The following is a 17,799-nucleotide window of genomic DNA, read 5'->3' on the forward strand; positions in this document are numbered from 1 at the left end:
ATCTGTGGTAAATAACCTTCCTTCTTAAAACAATTTAAAACTAAGTGTATATCTATTGATAAACTCTTACATAATCAATTTCCATAGTAGATTCTAAAAACGAAGGATCTATGGCCCCTCCAAAAGTTCCTCCCATTGCTACATTTAATATCAAAAAGAAGTCATTATTATAAAACGGTAAATTATTAGAATAAGAAAATGTGTGATATGGATTACCATCAATAGAAAATACAATTTCCGTTGATGACCATTCTACACTATATACATGAAAATCTGTCGAAGCTCCTGCTATATTAATTTCTTCAAAAATTGCATTACCACCATTGTTACCAGGGAAATGAAGTGCACTGGATACTACATCTTGATTATTTCCAACATGCTCCATAATATCAATTTCTCCACAATTAGGCCATCCAACTTCTGTAATATTTGAACCTAACATCCATATAGCTGGCCAAGTACCTCCTCCTGTTGGTAATTTAGCACGAACATCTACCTTTCCATAAGTAAATGAGAATAGATCCTGAGTTTTTATTCTTGCGGAAGTATATCCTCCATTTTCGGCTTTTGCAGTTATTTTAAGTAATCCATCTTCTACAATTACATTACTAGCATCATCTGTATATGATTGAGATTCTCCATTACCCCATCCATTATCTCCAGTTCCCAAATCATATGTCCAATTTGTTGAACTTGGAGCTCCACTAGTATCAAATTCATCTGACCAAACGAGTGTATCAAAAGGTGGTTCTGCAATATCGTTAGAACCATCAGGTTCTTCTGACGTTATTATAAACCACCAGTCAAACTCACTATTACCATCTGTAGTTCTTAGAATTAGTTCATTTGCTGGTTGTTCATCTAATTTAAATAATTCATAACTATGATTGCCTCCTACATAATAACCAACAAAACCTATTCCAGATAAATTCAGGGTTTCTATACCTCCTGGAGCACTAACAGACCAAGAAGTTGAATAATCATTTAGTGGATAGTTTTCTATATCTGCTCCATTAGGAGCAATAGAATGTGGACCCAGTTCATCTATTAAATTAACTCTTCCGAAAACGGTTCCTGACAGATCTTCTGTAGGATTATCATTTTCACTATTGGTGATGTGCGTAAATGTACCATCAGTATTAAAAACGTAACGGTCATCATACATCCCTACACCTGCTTTATCATTTGGTGGAGCAGGAAAAAACTCTCCTAATATTGAACCTCCCACAGGTCCCAGGCCAAAATGTCCTGGAGCTTCACTTTTAATTCTCCAAGATCCGGTAGTAAGCATCGTAATTAATTCTATTGGTGGTTCATATAATACCAGTACGTCTACTTCTACAGAGGTACTGGATGATACTCCACCAGTTCCTACCGCTATAACGGTTATCGTATAAGTACTTAAGCCTGTAATAGAAAAATCATATGATTTAGTTCCGGATGGAGATGCTTCTGAAGTTCCATTAAAAACATATGTATATGTAATAGCATTATCTGCAGTAGCAGTAAAATTTACCGTACCGCTTCCATCACCATTTGGATTACTGGTATCTGCGCCAACAATATCAACGGTCACTTGTATATTAGATGGAGCAACAATCTCTCCTACGGATATATCATCTTCCTGACAGCTACTGAACAAAAAAGTCAGTACTATTAAAATTCCGAAATTATATTTTAATTTTTTCATGTATTTAATTTTTTGTTATCGTCGATCATATTGGATTTTATGAATAAAATTACCTGATGAGCTTATAAGTCCAATATGCTCCTCCTACATCTATTGTTACTTCCATAGTATCATTACTATCCATAAGTGTAACGTTATATGTAATACCTGTTGGAACAGGCACTCCTGGTAGTTCTCCGCCATTGACTACCTTAGGAAGCCCAAGATATGCTCCTGATCCGTTTAACGTAATTGTGCCCGTATCTTCGTTGTAAACGTATGTAGCAGTGCCAACTCCATCATGAGGAGAAACTGGTGTTCCGCATTGATCTGATGTTACTCCTTGCCATCCTTCCAGCCAGGTTTCAGATCCTAAAACATTGCTAAAACTTCCATCGACAGAAAACACATACTCATCATCAAAATAACAAGCTCGGGTTGTTACATCATCTAAACTATTTGAGAAAAAATCTCCGGTTCCCGGACCTGGTCCTACTTTAAAAGCTCCTGCTTCTGGTGCAAGTCTCCAAGTTCCTGCAATCAATGGTACTTCTCTTACAAGTTGATAAGTCCAAAAGGCTCCGCCAACATCAATTATTACTTCCATCCTATTGTTACTATTAGAAAGCGTTACATTATATGTAATAGATGATGGAACAGAAACACCTGGCAATTCTCCTCCATTTACTACTTTAGGCAATCCTAAATACGCACCTGTGCCATTAAGAGTAATAGTACCTGCACCTTCATCATAAATGTAAGTAGCGGCTCCAGAGCCATCATGAGGTGCTACTGGTGTTCCACATTGATCAGGTGAAGCACCTTGCCATCCTTCTAGCCAGGTTTCGGATCCTAAAATATTACTAAAATCCCCATCAAAAGAGAACACATACGCATCATCAAAATAACAAGCTCTAGTTGTTACATCATCTAAACTATTTGAGAAAAAATCTCCAGTTCCAGGACCTGGCCCTACCTTAAAAGCTCCTGCTTCTGGTGCAAGCTTCCATATTCCTTCTAATCCAGATGCTGGCTCAGGTGGTTTATGAAAATAAATATTATCAACAAAAACAATCGCAGTTCCAGAAGGAGCTCCTACATATATTAATTGAGCAATATTACTTCTGGTAGTTAATCCTGTGAAATCAGATAATGGAATATCCAAACTTACCCATTCACCATTCATTGGATTAGCTATTGTTATTTCGTGTTCTACATCATCCCCTCCATCAAAAACTCCATTTGCACCAAAATCAACTAATTTAATCTTAAACTCAGTTAAATTTGGTGACCAAATATCGGTATGGAAATGAGTCATTGAACTAGCATCTATAGTGGTGGAGGTAGTTTCTATTCCTACAAAATTAAGAGCACTGTACTTTTTAGTAGGGTTACCTTCTATCTCAACATCTTCAAAAGTAGTATCTGACCAAGGCGTGCGCCAAGTATCTACATTTACATCTGTATAAGCATCACTAAACATAGAAACAACATCTTGTGCGCCCCTAGATGGTGGCATGGGTGCTGATACTATAGGTTGTAAAATTTCTGTTACTTCAAACTCTTCAGTATACTCTGTTGTGGCGATAGCTCCTCCTTTTGCCACTACTCTAATTGTATAGGTTCCTGTTTCCTGATATATATATGAAGCTGTTTCTCCTATATTAGCTGTCACCGGAGTATCATTTCCTGTCTCTCCAAAGTATACATCAAAAGACATTGCATTGTCTGCAGAAGCTATTACATTTACTTGTTTGGAAACGGCTGCATCGTTTTCTATAGTTACGACTAAATTTTCCGGCGGGTTAAAAGATACAATTACTTCTTGTATTGTTTCAGTTGTTAATCCGGTGATACCATTACCTACCAATCTTAAATTATAAGTTCCCTCTGCATAGGTATGCGTAATACTTTTTCCTAATTCTACATTTTCGGGTTCTACCGTATCATCTCCATAATAAATATCAAAGGACACTACTCCATCTCCGTTTGGAGTTATCGTTACGAATCCTGTATTATCTTGCGTAATGTTCAAAAGCGCAGTTATATTTGACGGAGCAACAATATCGTTTAGATAACCTAAACTATCATCTTCAGCACAGCTCGAAACGAACAGTATTGATAGACATAAGCTAAATATATATTTTAAAAGTTTCATCTTCTTCTGGTTTTTGTTTTTTTAGTATCCTGGGTTTTGTTCCCATCTGTTTCCTGCCAATTGAATCTCTATCAATGGTATAGGAAACAATTCGTGTTTTCCTACTACAAAACCATCTATTTCTGTTGCGGCTCTTCCTGTCCTTACTAAATCGAAAAAGTGATGCCCCTCTCCAACCAACTCTACTCTTCGTTCCTGGTAAATCGCATCTGTTAAGGCAGTTCCTGTAGCTGTTACATCCGGCAGTTCGGCTCTAGTTCTCACTCTATTGAGATAAGCTAATGCTTGTCCATCATTACTAGGTGATTTTCTATTATGTGCTTCTGCAGCCATTAACAGAACGTCAGCAAACCTGATTGCTCTATAATTATTGGGATTTGTAAGATTGGCATCTCCAGTATTGAGGTCTCCTTGACGAGCTATATATTTTCTATTAAAATATCCCGTATGTTCAAAACCTGTAGAGAAAGTAGCTCCTTGAGCAGCAGCCCAAGCATCTATATCCAAAATAGCAACATCAAGTCTAATATCCCCAGCTTCGAATGTATTCACAACTTCTTGTGTAGGAATATTAAAACTAAAACCTGAATCAAATTGTGGTCCTGAGTAATTTCTAATTCCATTAAAACCTACTGCTACGTTACCCTCACTACATTGTAAACATCCGAAGCCTGCTCCTTCTTCGTCTGTATATTGTACTTCGAAAACCGATTCTATATTATTTTCTCCTTCTTGTTCGAAAATCGAATTGTAATCTGTAACTAAATCGTAGGGGCCTCCTACAACTTGATCTAATACATTAGCCGCTTCTGTAAATTTATCTTGAAATAGAAATACCTTACCTAATAGGGCTCTTGCAGCTCCTTGGGTTATTCTACCCGTTTCAGGCTGAGTTACAGGTAAGTTATCAGCTGCAAACTGTAAGTCTTCTTCTATAAGGGCATACACATCCTCTTTTGATGATCTATCTATCCCTGTTTCTTCTCCAAAAAGAATTCTTCTATCAATTGCTAATGGTACATCTCCAAACCATTTTACTAATTCAAAATAATAGTAGGCTCTTAGAAAACGAGTTTGCCCAATTACTTCTTCTTTACCTGCAAAATCAGTTTTATCTTGAAATTCCATGATATAATTGGTTCTATTTACACCTGCATACATCCAACTCCATATATCTCTAAGTTGTGCATTAACAGGTGTATGAATCATATCATCTATTTCTTGAATTCCTGGAGTATCTGATGCACTTTCTCCTCCTGCTAATGTATTATCAGAAGCTATTTCCCCCAACATTACATTTAAATAAGTGGATTGTAATAAATCATATGCTCCTATCAAAGCACTCTGATAATCCTCTTCGCTATTAAAAAAATCTTCTGAATTTTCATCCTCTGAAGCTACGTCAACAAAATCATCACTACAAGAGATTATTAAAGCGAATAACCCAAAAAAGGCTGCGGATTTAATATTATATTTTATCTTTTCCATTTTGATTAAAATTTAAGATTTACACCTAACAAATATGTTCTTGGTACTGGATAAAATCCTTGATCGATACCTGCTCCAATAGGACTTGCTGTATTAGGGTCTGGATTTGATTGATAGGCCGATGGGTCATACCCTCCATATTTTGTAAACGTGTACAAATTATTTATTGAAGCATAGATTCTAAACTTATCTATACCTATTGGTTCCATAAATGTATCTGATAATGTGTATCCTAATTGTATATTCTGGATTCTGACATAAGAACCATCTTCTACATAGAAACTAGAAAACAAACTATTAGAGTTAGCAGCTGTTGTCACTCTATGAAAAGAATCTGTGGAACCTTCTCCTGTCCAGCGTCCTAAAAACGCATTACTTCTGTTTACTAACGGTTGATTACGTTCATAGTTCCTTACCATATCATTCCCCACTGAGGCGAAGGCATAAGCTGTAAAATCAAAGTTTTTATAGTCTAAACCAATGTTCAACCCCATTGTAGCATCTGGAATAGGGTTTCCGATATCTGTTCTGTCATCAGAATCTATTTCCCCATCTCCATTAACGTCTACATATCTCAGATCTCCTGGAGCTGCGTTGGCCTGAGTAGCATGAGCATCTACCTCTTCTTGATTTTGAAAAACCCCATCTGCTTGTAATCCATAGAAGTATCCAATAGGCTTACCAGCTTCCATTCTTGAAGGAGGATCTTGACCTACACCAAACGAACCACCTGCAATAAAATCACTATCACTGTTAACTGATATTACTTCGTTCTCTAACAGTGTGATGTTATAACTAATATTAAATTTTAGATTTTCTGATAACTGATCTTGATAAGCAATTTGAAATTCGTACCCTTCATTTTCTACAATACCGGCATTGATTGTAGGCGGGGATGATCCTGGTGCGGCTACCCCGAGAATACCCGAAACCGGTGCTACAACTAATAAGTCTTCTGTGCGTTTTTTAAAATAGTCAAATGTAATATCAATTTTGTTGTTTAATAATTTTGTATCCAATCCTATATCCAGCGTTTTTTGTTTTTCCCATTTAATTTCGGGATTAGAAAGTGCTCCAATAGCCTCTCCTATTATCAACTCGTCATTAATGACATAAGATCCTTCTCCATTTAACAAGGATATAAATTGAAAATCTTTTATTCTATCATTACCAATTACACCATAACTAGCTCTAAATTTTAAGAAATTTAACCAACTACTATCACTTAGAAAAGATTCATCTGATATTACCCAACCAACAGAAGCTGATGGAAAATATCCAAACTTATTTTTCGGTCCAAATTTTGTTGAACCATCTCTTCTAATAACTGCTGATAGTAAATATTTGCCTTTATATCCATATTGTAATCTAGAAAAATATGATAATAATCTAGAATCAAAAGTATCTCCTCCATTTTGAAAATTATCGACTACATCTGACGCCTGAGAGATATTAGCATTCGTATACGAGTTATCTATAATATCAAACCCTGTAAAACCAGTAAATGTTCCCGTTGTTTTAAATACAGACATACCTAAAAGAACTTTTACATCATGGTCATCAGCAAATACCTTTTCATATTTCAAGAAATTATCCCAAGTATAATCTCTAAAAAAATTCTTGGATTCTGTAACACTACTTCTATCAACGTTGAATACTTTTCCAGATCCATAAAATACTTCAGGAGAAAATGTTTTTCCTTCTACTTCAGAATAGTTAAACTGGAATCTAGATTCTGCTGTAAAATTGCTTAAAAAATTATATTTCAACCCAAATGTAGCTCCTATTCTATTAACCTCAGTATTGTTAAATGTATTCGCAATCTGTGCAACTGGATTAATTACCTCATTACCTAACCCTTCTGCTAATGTAAAATCACCATTCTCGTCTCTAACAGATAAATTAGGAGCCATATTTAAGGCATTAAACAATACAGAACCTAATGCATTTTCTAACAAAGTTTGTCTATTAGTTTGTGTAAAAATACCTGAAGTAGTAAACTGTAAATTTTTAACAACATCCAAACTATAATTTAGCCTACCCGTAAAACGTTCGAAATTAGCATCACTTCCACCAACAATACCATCTTGTGTTAAATAAGAAGCTCCAGCAGAATATGTAGAATTCTTGCTACCACCAGTAACACTAAAATTGATATTAGAGATTGCGGCTGTTCTAAATATTTCATCTTGCCAATCTGTACCTTCTCCTAATCCGGATAAATTCGCAAAGGGCGGAGTACTTCCTCCAGCTGCAAAAGATTCATTTATTATTATACCATATTCAGTGGCATTAAGTACAGGAAGTCTCCTTGTTGTTTCCTGAAAACCTGTATAAGAATCTAACTCGAATTTTAGTTCTTGATTTCTATATCCAGATTTAGTAGTAATAAGAATAACACCATTTGCCGCTCGTACGCCATAAATACCAGCTGTGGCATCCTTTAATACATTAATACTTTCTATATCATTAGGATTAAGGACGCTCAAGTCTTCTATTACGTTACCGTCTACCAAAATTAGAGGTCTACTATCACCATTAGTAGATATTCCGCGAATGGATATAGTAGAGCTGCTTCCGGGTGCACCGGATTGTGAAGTTACATTTACACCAGCAACCTGTCCTTGGAGCGCTTGTTCTACCCTCACTACATTAAGCTCTTCAATAGTTTCAGATCCTATTACCGAAACTGCGCCTGTAATCTCTTTTTTAGTTTGTGTTCCATAACCTATTACGATTACTTGTTCTAGTGACTCATTATCTTCTTCCAAAGTAACGTTTATGACAAAATTTTGTCCAACTGTTATTTCTTGTGTCGAGAACCCTACATAAGAAAACACAACTACACTTCCTACAGCAACATTATTCAGTGTATATTTTCCATTAAAATCTGTTACAGCTCCATTTGATGTATTCTTAACGATCACATTAACTCCTGGTAGCTCCAATCCTTTTGCATCCTTTACGTTTCCCCGAATCTGAATTTCTTGCGCATTAATAACCGTACTTAAAAAGACAGCTATTAAGAAATAAGTAATTTTCATAAGTGTTCTAGTTTGATTTACTCAAATTTACCTATGAACATTAAGAAATCGTTAATAACTAACCACAACAAAAATCCTACAGCATTACATAAAAATCAAAAAATTAATATTTTTTCTGCGTATAACCCTAATAAAAACAGGATTTTATAGTGATTTTACAACTATTAAAAAAAAGCAAAGAAAATGGTATTGTAACCGCACTATAACGTTAGAGTATAGGTAATGTAGAGGTGTTTTTTTGTAATGTATGGTTTTAAATTTCGAGAATGTAGTTTACTAAACTATCAGAATGTTCTAATTGTAGTTTTTTTCTTAAACGATATCTTTTTATTTCTACACTTTTAACTGAAATATTAACTAATGAAGCTATTTCTTTGGATGATAAATTTAGTCTTAAGTATGTGCAAAATCGTAAATCATGAGGAGTTAAATTATCATGCTTCTCTTTAAGTTTCTTTATGAAATTTTTATCTACACTATTGAAAGCTTCTTCAAAATGTTTCCAATCATCCTTATTATTTAAATTTCTATCAATGATTCGTTCTACATTCTTTACTCCATTTCTTTCAAATTCAGATTTTTTAAGTTCTTTTTTGATAGTAGTAAGGATTTCATTTTTCTTAATGATATTCATTGTAGACGAAGCTAGATCACGATTTTTACTTTCTATATCCTGAGTCAATTTTTCGTTAGTAAGTTTCATTATTTCTCGTTCACTTTCCAGCTCTTTGAGTTCCAGTTGTTTTTTATTTTCTTCTACTAATTTTTCTTTTTGTTTGGTATAATAGCGCTTATAAGCTCTATGCATAATTAATAATAGAATTAGTAATAAAACAGAATAAATAGCAATGGCTACTCTTGAAAAATACCAGGGCTTATCGATAACAAACCTATACTCTACAACATTTTTACTTAAAACATTACCTGTTTTTGCTCTAACTTTAAACGTATACTCTCCAAATGGTAAATTTTCAAACACTTTATTAGTTTCTGAAGTCCAAGCGCTCCAGTCCTCATAGAAACCTTCTAGCTTATATTGAAACTTTGAAATAAGGAATTTGTCATATTCGGGAATTGTATAAACAAAAGAAATAGTATTCAAATTAGATTGGAAAACAGGGGTTGACTCAGAAACTTCAACCTGTTTAAACTCTGTAGTTTTTTGTTTTACTGAAACTTTTTCAAGAAAAATAGTATGCTCTTTTAAATTTACTCTAGATAAATCCAAAATCATATATCCATAGGTAGTTCCTAATAAATACTTCTCCTCTTCGAGGTGCATAACATTTTCGAAACCATTCATTTCCTTTCTTAGCAAGTAAGGGATAGATACTTTAGTTACTTCTAAATTATCCGAAAATTGGCTTTGAGAAACATAATCTAATTCTTCATCCGTAAAACTCCAGAGTCCTCCTTTATTATCTTTTATTAGCCTTCCTACATCAACCTGTTCAGCCTCAAAAACTTGATTTACAACATTATCTTGATCAAAAGCTTTGTTTTCCTTATTGTAAAAAGATACTCCTTCTTTATGTGAATAAAAAAAATCATTCTTGTATTTTGTTATGCTTGAATGTTTACCTTTTATAGTTAGAGTGTCTTTAACTACTTCTAATACTTTAGAAAATTCATCATCTATCGTAAGACTAAAAAGCCCTTTGTATTCGTGATTAACCCACAATTTGTCATCATATATTTCTAAATATCGAGCAGAGTAATCAAATCCTTCAACTTTTTGTTTTAATCTCCATTTTCCATTTTTTTTCACCAGTAAACTCAATCCTTCATAATTGCCTTGCAGCAGCCAATCCGGATGATCTTTAACAGTACGAAAAATCCAAGTTCCCTGAATCCAACTTATGAGTTCCGATATATTGTTTTCTATTAAAAAAGTACCATCATTATGCCCACAAAACAATTTTTTATCATAAGAAAAAAGATTCCAAACCTGCCCTTTAGTTCCTTCAACAAAACGGAATGGTTCATATTTATTAATGTTTTTATAAAACACCCCTTGATTCGTTCCCAGATATAAAAAATCTTCAAAAACAATTGAGGTATATACAGTACCAATATTCCCTTTATCATCATTAAAACTTTGAACTGGTGATTTTATATTTATACAATTAATACCTTTATCCAGTGCTAACCATATATTACCATCTATATCTTCAAAGGAAGACAAAACCGTATTATTACTTAATCCCTTGTTCTGATTAATTTGATACCTAATCTCTCCTTTTTCCGAAAGATATACTAGACCTTGGGAAATAGTTCCTAAAATAAAACTTCCATCCTTCAGTGTTACACTACTGTAAATAGTAGAATTCTTTAATAGATCATCAGACGGTGTCCTCCACTTATTAACTGTTCCTTTTGAAAACTCGAAAAAACCTTTTGTACTAGTTAGTAATAGAATTCCGTTTTGAGACTTTGAGATATTTACTATTTTATCATTAACCACCTCAGGATCATCTATAGTCAATGTTGGGCTTCCTTTTTCTATTTTATAGATTCCATTATTAATATCCTGATAATATATTGTTCCATAAACATTGAATATATTGGTAATGGCTATTTTTGATTCTATAATTGAGATATCCTCATTAGTAACGTTATAAAGATAAATTCTATCAAGAGACTGAAATAATATCCAATCATCTTGACTGACAATGTGCCAAAATTGCTCATCTTCGATAAGACTTTCCGTTAAATTTTCTGTTAATGAAGTGTACTCAAGCTTTCCAAAACTATTTTTTTTCCAGTACCCAAAATTCATATAGAACCCTGTATAAATACGTTCTCCAATAACTTTAACCGATCTCATAACGGTTTCATTCGGAGTTGGGTAAAGCTCCCATTTTGCTCCATTGAACTCTAAAAGTCCGTTGTTGTTAGCTACATAAATATATTTATTATCTGCTTGAGAAATTGACCAGTTTTGAGTTGCTCCTTTATATTCATCTGGCAAATAGACTTCTATCGGCGGTAATTCCTGTGCGGTAACTATCGTCGTGAATAGAATAAATAAAAATAAAAATGTCTTTTTAATATATTTCAATTATTTAAAATAGATATAGGTAGATATCACAATTAAACATACAACAGCTCCAACGATCTTAGTATATTTCCAAGGAGTAATATCCACTTCTTTAGTATATTGTTGTTCATATGCTACTTCTCTTGGATACAATTTACCAATAATTAACATGATAATGATATTAACTACAAAAAGAATCGCCATAACATGCAAGAAATGTGGATAGGAAGATGCTCCTATACTTTCTAATTCTACAAGGTCAGTTATTCCTGAAGCTTTTGCCGCTTCTATAGCATTACCTTGTACATAAGATTTTATAAAAAACTGACTAATTATATAAAGTATGGATCCTGATATAATACCGATTTTACCAGCAATAGCAGGAACTTTTTTGGTAAGATACCCAACTACAATAATTGTCAAAATAGGAATACTATATATTCCATTTACCTCCTGTAAATAATCAAATATACTGCCGGCGTTTGCAATAAAAGGTGCTACTACCATTGCCATTATTGCTAGTAGAATCCCAAAACTCTTACCGGCCTTTACTACTTGTTTTTCTGTAGCTTCTTTATTAATGTATTCTTTGTAAATATCTAAACCAAAAAGTGTTACCGAACTATTTAATGCGCTATTAAATGAACTTAAAATAGCCCCAAACAATACTGCTGCAAAAAAACCAACTAAAGATAATGGTAGTACTTTACTCACTAATTTAGGATATGCTTCATCTGGGTCTCCAAGTTCTCCTTTAAAAATATGGAATGCGATAATTCCTGGTAATACAACAATTATAGGTCCTAATATTTTTAAAAATGAACCTAACAATAATCCTTTTTGACCTTCTTTAAGATTTTTAGCCCCCAGAGCCCTTTGAATAATAGCTTGATTTGTTCCCCAATAAAATAATTGGACTAACATCATACCCGTAAATATGGTCGCAAAAGGAATGGAAGAACTTGAATCACCAATAACTTTAAACTTTTCAGGGTTTGTAGCCATTAAGGTATTAATTCCTTCAGATATACTACCCTCACCTATTTCTAACAAACCAAAAACAGGTATCATAATTCCCCCTATCAATAACCCAACGGCATTTATTGTATCAGAAACAGCTACTGCTTTTAATCCACCAAAAACTGCATAGATAGAACCAATAACTCCAATCCCAATAACACACACCCAAATAGAAACTTCTTTAGAAACTCCTAATAATTCAGGTACATTAAACATTGTAGTAATTGCGAGAGATCCTGAGTATAAAACAACAGGTAAAAATACTACAACATAACCTGTTAAAAATAATCCTGAGGTAATTGCTTTTGTAGTAGTATCGTATCGTCTTTCTAAGAATTGAGGAACAGTTGCAATACCACCTTTCAAATATCTAGGTAATAAGAAAACTGCTGTAATTACCATAGCAATTGCTGCTAGTGTCTCCCAAGCCATCACTAGGATACCTTCTTTATATGAAGCTCCATTTAACCCTACAATCTGTTCTGTAGATAAATTAGTAAGCAATAAGGAACCAGCAATTACCACAGCTGTAAGACTACGACCTCCTAAAAAATAACCATCTGAAGATGTCTCATCTGTTTTTCTAGTAGCAAAATATGATATAATCGCAACCAAAAGTGTGAATCCTACAAAAGAAATAATACCCATATCTAAATTTTAATGATTTGTTAACGATCATAAAAATATTAGATAATATTGAAGTAGTGTCAATAATAATCCTAAAAAATTAACACTGTATAGTTTTTGTATAGTTCTTATTGAGAATAAAGCAATGACGTACAAACAATTACAAAAATCACTTCTTATAATGTACAGTATACCTCCAATACGAGAAAGCTCCTAATATTGCCCAAACAACAAAGCTATAATACACTGCAGAAGGCGTTACCACCTGATCACCACTAGCATAAGAATGTAATCCTTTTAGATAAAAGTTTACTCCAAAATATGTCATTAATATGGATGAAACTGCAAATACAGACATCAGGTTAAAGAACCATCTCCCCCTTAGACCGGGAACCAATCGCATATGAATCACAAAAGCATACACCATAATACTAACCAGTGCCCAAGTTTCTTTTGGATCCCAACCCCAATAACGTCCCCAACTTTCATTGGCCCACATCCCTCCTAAAAAGTTACCAATAGTTAACATCACAAGACCTATAGTCAATGCCATTTCATTAATAATCGTAATCTCTTTGATATTGATATCCATTCTCTTCTTATTAGACTTGGTCGTTAAAATCATTAATAATAATGAAAGTACACCTAAGATAGCTCCTACAAAGAAAGGGCCATAACTCGCCACAATAATTGACACGTGAATCAATACCCAATAAGAATCCAAAACAGGTTGCAGATTTGCAATAGCCGGATCCGTCCAGTTTTCATGAGCAAAAAATAGAATTATTGCAGCTACAAAAGCTGTTGCCGCAACTGTAAGATTACTCTTTTTACCAAAAGCTAATCCTAAAGCCATTGTTGCCCAAGCCACATAAATCATAGATTCATATGCATCACTCCAAGGTGCATGACCTGATACATACCATCTAATTATTAATCCGGACGTATGTACCATAAAAATCAATACAGTAATCCCCATAAAGGCTTTTATCAATACTTTTACAAACTTATTCTTGTGATAAAATATACCAAAAATGATAATTAGGATAAATAATACACTTGTAATACTGTAGTATTTATATAATGTTCTGAAAATGTCATATTTATTTAATGCGATTTCAGCTTTAATTTTATCATCCGCTGGCATTACTTCACTTCCAAATTTCGTCTGAAAAGATTTAATACTCTCTATGTACTGATCAGGTTTACTATAATCTCCTGTTTTTCTTGCTTCCTGCAATGACTGTATATAAATAGGAATGATTTGTCTTGTATATACAGAATCCATTCCAGTAAACTTATGCTCATTTAATTGTGGTACAGAAACCCATTTATTATTTTCATCTTCGGGAACCGGAAAAACTTTAAGGATTCCACCGCCCAAAGCTTGATTTAATAAATAAAACTTTTCATGAGTTTTCAAAAAATCTTTCTCAAAACTACTAGGTGTATTTGTGCTACTCGCTTTTTCTAAATATGGATCTAATTTATAAGAGCCATCCTGTTCTACTAAATCTATTAGAGAAACTCTTCTTTCGGATTTAGAGACACCTAATATTTTTCTAATACTGTCATTATGCCGCTCTATTTCAATAATAGGAATACTATACCAAACGAATGGATTTTCTACCATTGATACAAAAACCTGATCAGCTGTTAATCCTTCATAAGTATCTTTTTTACTTAACTTACGTAAAAGCTCTGAAGAAAACGTATTAAGAGGCTTCATCCTACCGCGTTCATCCTGTATGACTATACTACCAAATTTAGCAGCATGTTCTTTACTTACAGCATTCGCTTTAATCACAGAATCTAGTTTAGCTTTTCCAGGTAAGGTCTGTAAATGGTTTACATGATCTTGCTGTTCTTGTGCAAAAGAAAATATAGAAATGAATAACACCAATAACGCTGTCATAGTTTTCTTCTTTGTCTTCACTTTATTGAGCATTCGTTCTAGATCCTTAAATCTGGATCCTCTCGTAAATAAAATAAGCATTAAACCAAGATATAATGACATATACCCAGCATATGTAATCATAGTACCCCAATAATCATGATTTACTGATAATACGGTACCTTTTTCATCAGGATCAAAAGAAGCTTGAAAAAAACGATATCCTTTATGATCCAAAACATGATTCATATAGATATCATATGGACGAGGAGTAGTGTTTTCTTCAACAATATCTACTTTACTCATAAACGACTTATATACTTTTTCTGTCCCTGGTTGTTTTTCGGCTATAAAATCATTCAACTTTAAAGCAAAAGGAAGTTCTAATCGCTTTGATCCATAGTTGAAATACATATCCAGACCTCCCAAAGAAATCTTTTTCATATCATTGGCATATCCTTTTCCTCCCAACAATTTTACCTCTTTGGTTTCTCCATTAGTCGTTACATCAAAAATAAGTGCATCTTGTTGTCCTTTTCCTTTTACCTCAATTGGAATAACATCATACATTCCTGTTATTACAGGTTCTGGAATCACAAATTGCATTCCCGCAGTTTGATATAATGAGCGCAGCATAAGTAGTTGTAAACTATCTTTAATTACCAAGCCTTGCTTTTGATCTGCCATTCTCATATAAGAACCATCAAAGGGTGATTCTATGTAATATTCGTCATTTTCATATGTAATATTGATAGCTCCTTTTGTAGGGATATTAAAAGCAACCAAAATATTATGAATATTAGAAACTTCTCCTTCTTTTAAATAATGATCGTGTCTATTACCATCTCCAGCCTCAACTATCTTTAGATAGTTCTCACCATTCTCTGTTTCTACCAGTCCCATTTCTGCTCCGGTGATGTATTCTTTATATTGAATAGTAACGGGTTGTTGATTGTAATCAGTGTCTATTTTAAAATTATTATCTGTCGCCTGTGTTAATTCTAATTGCTCTGAAATTACACGTCTTCGCGGTTCGCCTTTAATTTCTCCATCAAGAAATGCAGTTAAATAGGTACGTTCTGATAAAAACTCTGAAGTGGTTTCTCCTTCTCGTATAGGCATTACACCTTCGTAACTAATGTATCTTGTAATAAAAGCACCTAAGAGAATTAAAATAAAAGAAAGATGCATTAATAACGTCGCCCATTTTTCTCTTTTATATAATTGAAACCGTACTATATTTCCACAGAAATTAATCATAAAAAAAGCCATAATAGCTTCAAACCACCAGGCATTATAGATCCAAATTCTGGCTGCGGCAGTACCATAACCATCTTCAAGAAAAGTACCTACTGCCATAGAGGTAGCAAAAACTATGAATAAGACCGCCATTAATCTGGTAGAAAATAAAATACTCGCCAATTTCTTTTGCATTGTAATTTTTTTAGCTCGGCAAATTTAATGTTTTTGAGAGGATAATCAGACATTCTAATTATCCTATTTATTGGTTTTAACAGAACTATAAAACTTGTCTAATTTTTAAAGTATCTTCCTTATTTTAGCCAAATGATTACAATTGTTATCCTTGGTGCAGGAAATGTAGCGCAACATTTGTATACAGCTTTTTTAAATAAAAAATCTGTAGCAATAATACAGTGCTACAACAGAAAAGGAATACGAATACATAAAGATCAAAAAGAAGGTACTGTTACTAATGATCTAAACAACTTAAAGAAAGCAGATCTATATATTTTAGCCATCAGTGATGATGCTATAGAAAAAGTATCAAGTGCTCTACCTTTCCATAATAGGTTAGTTGTTCACACTTCTGGAAGTGCACCAATACAGGCTATTGATCATAAAAATTCTCGTGGAGTTTTCTATCCATTACAAACATTTAGCGCTAAGAAGAAGATTGATTTTAGTGAACTTCCGTTTTGTATTGAAGCGGATCAAAAACAAGATGTTATTACTTTGAAAAACCTAGCCTCTATAGTATCGCAAAAGATATATGATGTTTCCTCTGATCAGAGAAGCGTGTTGCACGTAGCTGCCGTGTTTGTAAATAACTTTACTAATTATATGTTTTCTATTGGAAATGAAATCTGTGAAGAAAATAATGTTCCTTTTGAAATTTTACATCCTCTGATTCAAGAAACTGCTAAAAAAATAATTGAGATCGAACCAGATATTGCTCAAACTGGACCTGCAATTCGCAAAGATGTTAAGACGATTGATCGACATCTCAAAATTTTAAAAGACGATTCACAAAGACAACTATATAAAATGCTTACCAAAGCAATACAATCTAAATATGGAAAAGAGTTATAAAGAGTATCTAAAACATATCACCACTTTTATCTTTGATTTCGACGGCGTTCTTACCGACGGAACAGTAATCATTAATACTAATGGAGAATTACTAAGAACTATGAATATAAAAGATGGATATGCATTAAAAACTGCAGTTCAACAAGGTTTTAATGTGTGTATCATATCAGGTGGAAAAAATGAAGGGGTTAGAAAGAGATTAGAAGGTTTAGAAATTAAAGATATTTATCTGGGTGCTCATCATAAAGTTGATCAACTAAATGAATATATGAACAATAAGAATATCAAAATCGAAAATGTTTTATATATGGGTGATGATATTCCAGATTTACCGGTGATGAAAATGGTGGGATTACCAACCTGTCCGCAAGATGCCGTAGCAGAAATAAAAGAAGTTTCTAAATATGTTTCCTTTAAAAAAGGAGGAAAAGGTTGCGTTAGGGATGTTATAGAACAAGTACTTAAAGTACAAGGGAAATGGATCCAAAATTATGATGCTAAAGCCTAAATATTTTATCGATCTAACTC

General features: G+C 33.5%; 9 protein-coding genes. 2 read left to right on the plus strand and 7 right to left on the minus strand.

From position 1 onward, the window contains the following. Window positions 1–52: 52 nt before the first annotated feature. From Q0921_RS05410 to ccsA, 7 genes are all read right to left on the minus strand, one after another. The gene (locus Q0921_RS05410) at window positions 53–1,690 is read right to left on the minus strand and encodes a glycoside hydrolase family 16 protein (protein ID WP_299254365.1); all 1,638 of its coding nucleotides are present in this window, start codon (window positions 1,688–1,690) and stop codon (window positions 53–55) included. Between the two features lie 49 nt (window positions 1,691–1,739). Next, window positions 1,740–3,827: a hypothetical protein gene (locus Q0921_RS05415; protein ID WP_299254368.1), complete on the minus strand. Its 2,088-nt coding sequence runs from the start codon at window positions 3,825–3,827 to the stop codon at window positions 1,740–1,742. A 21-nt stretch (window positions 3,828–3,848) separates the two neighbouring features. Continuing rightward, on the minus strand, window positions 3,849–5,315 hold the full coding sequence (locus Q0921_RS05420) for a RagB/SusD family nutrient uptake outer membrane protein (protein ID WP_299254371.1): 1,467 nt from the start codon (window positions 5,313–5,315) through the stop codon (window positions 3,849–3,851). A 5-nt stretch (window positions 5,316–5,320) separates the two neighbouring features. Next, the gene (locus Q0921_RS05425) at window positions 5,321–8,359 is read right to left on the minus strand and encodes a TonB-dependent receptor (protein WP_299254374.1); all 3,039 of its coding nucleotides are present in this window, start codon (window positions 8,357–8,359) and stop codon (window positions 5,321–5,323) included. 253 nt (window positions 8,360–8,612) lie between these two features. Further along, a complete protein-coding gene (locus Q0921_RS05430) occupies window positions 8,613–11,420 on the minus strand; it encodes a triple tyrosine motif-containing protein (RefSeq protein WP_299254377.1) in 2,808 nt (935 codons plus the stop codon). After that, window positions 11,421–13,067 (minus strand): solute:sodium symporter family transporter, encoded by a 1,647-nt coding sequence (locus Q0921_RS05435; protein WP_299254380.1) that lies wholly within the window; start codon window positions 13,065–13,067, stop codon window positions 11,421–11,423. 148 nt (window positions 13,068–13,215) lie between these two features. Further along, window positions 13,216–16,374, minus strand: coding sequence for a cytochrome c biogenesis protein (ccsA, locus tag Q0921_RS05440; RefSeq protein ID WP_299254383.1), 3,159 nt, complete (start codon window positions 16,372–16,374; stop codon window positions 13,216–13,218). A 132-nt stretch (window positions 16,375–16,506) separates the two neighbouring features. On the opposite strand from ccsA, the gene Q0921_RS05445 reads away from it, so the two are divergent. Together Q0921_RS05445 and Q0921_RS05450 are read left to right on the plus strand one after the other, a co-directional pair. Continuing rightward, window positions 16,507–17,271: a Rossmann-like and DUF2520 domain-containing protein gene (locus Q0921_RS05445; protein ID WP_299254386.1), complete on the plus strand. Its 765-nt coding sequence runs from the start codon at window positions 16,507–16,509 to the stop codon at window positions 17,269–17,271. After that, on the plus strand, window positions 17,255–17,779 hold the full coding sequence (locus Q0921_RS05450) for an HAD family hydrolase (RefSeq protein WP_299254388.1): 525 nt from the start codon (window positions 17,255–17,257) through the stop codon (window positions 17,777–17,779). Before Q0921_RS05445 ends, Q0921_RS05450 begins: the two co-directional genes overlap by 17 nt. Window positions 17,780–17,799: the final 20 nt, after the last annotated feature.

It is taken from the genome of uncultured Aquimarina sp. (assembly GCF_947496855.1).
Lineage (GTDB): Bacteria > Bacteroidota > Bacteroidia > Flavobacteriales > Flavobacteriaceae > Aquimarina.